This window comes from Streptomyces kebangsaanensis (genome assembly GCF_001906585.1).
GTDB lineage: Bacteria > Actinomycetota > Actinomycetes > Streptomycetales > Streptomycetaceae > Streptomyces > Streptomyces kebangsaanensis.
In genome coordinates, this window is sequence record NZ_JUJA01000158.1 from 61,826 (window position 1) to 65,993 (window position 4,168).

Consider the following 4,168-nt stretch of genomic DNA (forward strand, 5'->3'; position numbering starts at 1 on the left):
CCCCCGACCGCCACCCCGATGCGACGACCCGGAGCGGGCCATGCCCGACGGCGTCCCGCCGCGTTGCCCGGCCTGCCTCCGTGAGCACGTCCACACCGCGCGGGCCCGCTCCCGCCCCTGCGGTGCGGTGTCACGGCCCCCGCCGCCTGCCCCTGCCCCTGCCCCTGCCGCCGAACCCCCGGACGCCGGACTCGCGCCCACCGACCCCCCGGACGACCACCGCCCGCCGACCGGCCCACCGGCGGACCGGGCCGGGGGCGGGCGTACTCCCGAGGCGGGCGGGACGGGACGGCGCCGCGGGTTCCGGGGGGTGCCCATTCGTACCGCGCGGGACGCCGTCACCGCTGCCGTGGTGTATCCGCGGTGGCTCGGCCACGAGGGGATCCGGCGGGCCGGCCGGCGGCCGCCGCCGGGATCGGGCCGGCGGCGCGGGGACTGGCGGTGCGGGTGGATCCCTCCGCGCGGCCGGCCCCCTGCGGGACGTGGAGTGTCTCCGGCCGACCGCGACGACCGAGTCGGCGGGGTGTGCCTGCTTCTCGCTCGCGGGGTACGGCGACGCCGCCCGTGCCCGCGCCGGTGAACTGCGGATCGCGCTGTTCGTGCTGGACCGCGCGGACACCCCGCGGCCCGTGAACGAAACGGCCGACGCCCTGCACACCCACGGGGTGTGAGGCGCCGGCCCGTTCGCTCAGGCGCCGTACTGCTCGCGGAGTTCCACCTTGCGGACCTTCCCCGAGACCGTCATCGGGAAGGACTCCAGGATCCGCAGCCGGCTCGGGATCTTGTAGTGGGCCAACTGGTCCGTGCAGAAGGCCCGCAGGTCCTCCAGGCTCGGCGGGTCCGCCGCGTCCAGCGGGATGACGCAGGCCAGGACCTCCTCGCCGTACGTCTCGTGCGGTACGCCGACGACCTGGACGTCGCGGATCTTCGGGTGGCCGTAGAGGAACTCCTCGACCTCGCGCGGGTAGATGTTCTCTCCACCTCGGATGATCATGTCCTTGATGCGGCCGACGATCTCGACGTACCCGTCCTCGCGCATCACCGCCAGGTCGCCGGTGTGCATCCAGCGGCCCGGGTCGACGGCCTCGGCGGTCTTCTCCGGCTCGTTCCAGTAGCCGAGCATCACGCTGTAGCCGCGGGTGCACAACTCGCCCTCTGCGCCGCGGGGTCGGGTCACTCCGGTGGCCGGGTCGACGATCTTGACCTCGATGTGCGGCAGCACCCGGCCGACCGTGCCGGTGCGGTGTTCGAGGTCGTCGTCCCTCCGGGTCTGCAGGGAGACCGGGGACGTCTCGGTCATGCCGTAGCAGATGGAGACCTCCTCCATGTGCATCTCGGCGACCACCCGTTTCATCACCTCCACCGGGCAGGGCGAGCCCGCCATGATGCCGGTGCGCAGGGAGGTGAGGTCGTACGACGCGAAGCCGGGGAGGTTCAGCTCGGCGATGAACATCGTCGGCACCCCGTACAGCGAGGTGCAGCGCTCCTGCTGCACCGCCTCCAGGGTGGCCTCGGGCTCGAAGGACGGCGCCGGGATGACCATGCACGCGCCGTGCGAGGTCGCGGCGAGGTTGCCCATCACCATGCCGAAGCAGTGGTAGAAGGGCACGGGGATGCAGATGCGGTCCTGCTCGGTGTAGCCGACCGTACGGCCCACCCAGTAGCCGTTGTTGAGGATGTTGTGGTGGGAGAGCGTGGCGCCCTTGGGGAAGCCCGTCGTGCCCGAGGTGTACTGGATGTTGATGGGGTCGTCGCAGCTCAACTCCGCCTGAGCGGCGGCGAGCTGTTCGGCCGTCACCTCCTCCCCCGCCGCCGTCAGCGCCTCCCAGGACGCGTCGCCGATGTAGACCGCCTCCCGCAGGTCCGGGCACGTGCCCCGCACCTGCTCGACCAGCGCCCGGTAGTCGCTGCTCTTGTGGGTCTGCGAGGCGACCAGCACGGAGATGCCGGCCTGTCTCAGCACGTACTCCAACTCGTGGGCGCGGTAGGCCGGGTTGATGTTCACCATGATCGCGCCGATGCGCGCGGTGGCGTACTGGACGAGCACCCACTCGGGGCAGTTGACCGCCCAGACGCCCACCCGGTCGCCCTTGGCCACGCCCTTGGCGAGCAGCCCGCGCGCCACCTCGTCGACCGCGGCGCCGAACCCGGCGTAGGTCCAGCGGCGTCCGGAGGGGACGTCGACCAGCGCCTCGCGGTCGCCGAACGCGGCGACCGCCCGGTCCAGGTTGGCACCGATGGTGTCGCCCAGCAGCGGGGTGTCGTCGGTCCCGTGGGCGTAGGACGGTTCGCTCACCGGAAGTCCTCCTCGCGGTACTCGTTCCGCGAGCCCCGGGCCGTGGCCTCGCGGAGCTCGATCCGGCGGATCTTGCCGGAGACGGTCTTGGGCAGCTCGCCGAACTCCAGCCGGCGGACGCGCTGGTAGGGGGCGAGGGTTTCCCGGGAGTGCTCGAAGAGCACCTTCGCGGTGTCGGGTCCCGGCTCCCAGCCCTCGGCGAGGACGACGTACGCCTTCGGCACCGCCAGCCGCAGCGGGTCCGGCGCGGGCACGACGGCCGCCTCGGCCACCGCCTCGTGCTCCAGCAGGGCGCTCTCCAGCTCGAACGGGCTGATCTTGTAGTCGGAGGCCTTGAAGACGTCGTCGGACCGGCCGATGTACGTCAGGTACCCGTCCGCGTCCCGCGAGGCGACGTCCCCGGTGCGGTAGTAGCCGCCGGCCATCGCCTCCGCCGTGCGGTCCGGGTCGCCGTGGTAGCCGGTCATCAGGCCGACCGGGCGCACGGACAGGTCGAGCGCGATCTCGCCCTCGTCCGCGCCGGGCGCTCCGGTGACGGGGTCGAGGAGCTCGACGCGGTAGCCGGGGCTGGGCCGCCCCATGGAACCGGTCTTCAGCGGCTGGCCGGGGCTGTTGGAGACCTGCACGGCGGTCTCGGTCTGCCCGAAGCCGTCCCGGACGGTCACGCCCCAGGCCCGCCGTACNNCCTGCTCGATGACCTCGGGGTTCAGCGGCTCGCCGGCGGCCACGGCCTCGCGCGGCGGGGTGCGCAGCTGGGCCAGGTCGGCCTGGATGAGCATGCGCCACACGGTCGGCGGGGCGCAGAAGGTGGTGACGCCGGCGCGGTCCATCTCGGCCATCAGGCGGGCCGCGTCGAAGCGGCCGTAGTTGTGGATGAAGACGGTCGCCTCGGCGTTCCACGGGGCGAACAGGTTCGACCAGGCGTGCTTGGCCCAGCCGGGCGAGGAGATGTTCAGGTGCACGTCACCCGGTGCGAGGCCGATCCAGTACATGGTGGCCAGGTGCCCGATCGGATAGGTGCTGTGCGTGTGCTCGACCAGCTTGGGGTGGGCGGTGGTGCCCGAGGTGAAGTAGAGCATCAGCGGGTCGTCGGCGAGGGTGGGGCCGTCGGGGAGGAACTCGGCGGGGGCGGCGTACACGTCCTCGTACGGCTCCCAGCCCTCCTCCGGCAGGCCGCCGACCGCGATCCGGGTGTAGGCGCCGGGGACCTCGGCGAACTTCGCGGTGTCCTCGGCGCGCACGATCACGTGCTTGACGCGGCCCCGTTCGACGCGGTCGCACAGGTCGGCGGGGCCGAGCAGCGGGGTGGCGGGGATGACGACGGCGCGCAGCTTCATCGCGGCGAGCGCGGTCTCCCACAGCTCGGCCTGGTTGCCGAGCATGACGAGGACGCGGTCCCCGGCGGCGACGCCGCGGTCGCGCAGCCAGTTGGCGGCGCGGCTGGAGCGCTCGGCCATCTCGGCGAAGGAGAGCCGGGTCTCGGTGCCGTCCTCCTCGACGATGTGCAGGGCGGTGCGGCCGTTCCCCTCGGCGATGGCGTCGAACCAGTCCAGCGCCCAGTTGAAGTGCCCGGGGCGGGGCCACTCGAAGCCGGCGTAGGCCGTGGCGTAGTCCTCACGGTGTTCCAGCAGGAAGTCCCGGGCCTTGCGGAAGGTCTCCGTCACCGTCGTCATGTGTCCTCCATCCGTGGTCCGGGGTTCCGGACCGTTGCCGGGCGGCTCTGTCACATCGTGTAATCAGTGATGCTGGTCTCACTACCCCCGAACGGGGGGTGCAGTGGGACGGAAGGGCTGCGGCGAAGGGGCGAGCGAGTGACGGCGGACGCGTCCGGGGCGGCGGAGATCCGGGGTGCGCTGGTGCGGCTGCGGCGGG

Annotated in this window: 3 protein-coding genes and 1 pseudogene; 1 reads left to right on the forward strand and 3 read right to left on the reverse strand. The window is 72.7% G+C overall.

Translation table 11 applies throughout. The features are described from left to right. Positions 1 to 482 precede the first annotated feature (482 nt). Complete coding sequence (locus RH94_RS46465; RefSeq protein ID WP_324614329.1) at positions 483 to 671, forward strand: hypothetical protein; 189 nt, start codon at positions 483 to 485, stop codon at positions 669 to 671. Between the two features lie 17 nt (positions 672 to 688). Here the strand turns inward: RH94_RS46465 and RH94_RS28855 are convergent, their stop codons facing one another. The 3 genes and pseudogenes from RH94_RS28855 to RH94_RS44920 form a co-directional block, all read right to left on the reverse strand. After that, the gene (locus RH94_RS28855; RefSeq protein ID WP_073951289.1) at positions 689 to 2,296 is read right to left on the reverse strand and encodes an AMP-binding protein; all 1,608 of its coding nucleotides are present in this window, start codon (positions 2,294 to 2,296) and stop codon (positions 689 to 691) included. Then, the coding region (locus RH94_RS44915; RefSeq protein ID WP_234426113.1) for an AMP-binding enzyme at positions 2,293 to 2,979 on the reverse strand (687 nt) is incomplete at its 5' end. The genes RH94_RS44915 and RH94_RS28855, both read right to left, overlap by 4 nt. Positions 2,980 to 2,981: 2 nt before the next feature. Beyond that, positions 2,982 to 3,969, reverse strand: a pseudogene (locus tag RH94_RS44920) (AMP-binding protein); the annotation flags it as partial. Between the last annotated feature and the right edge of the window lie 199 nt (positions 3,970 to 4,168).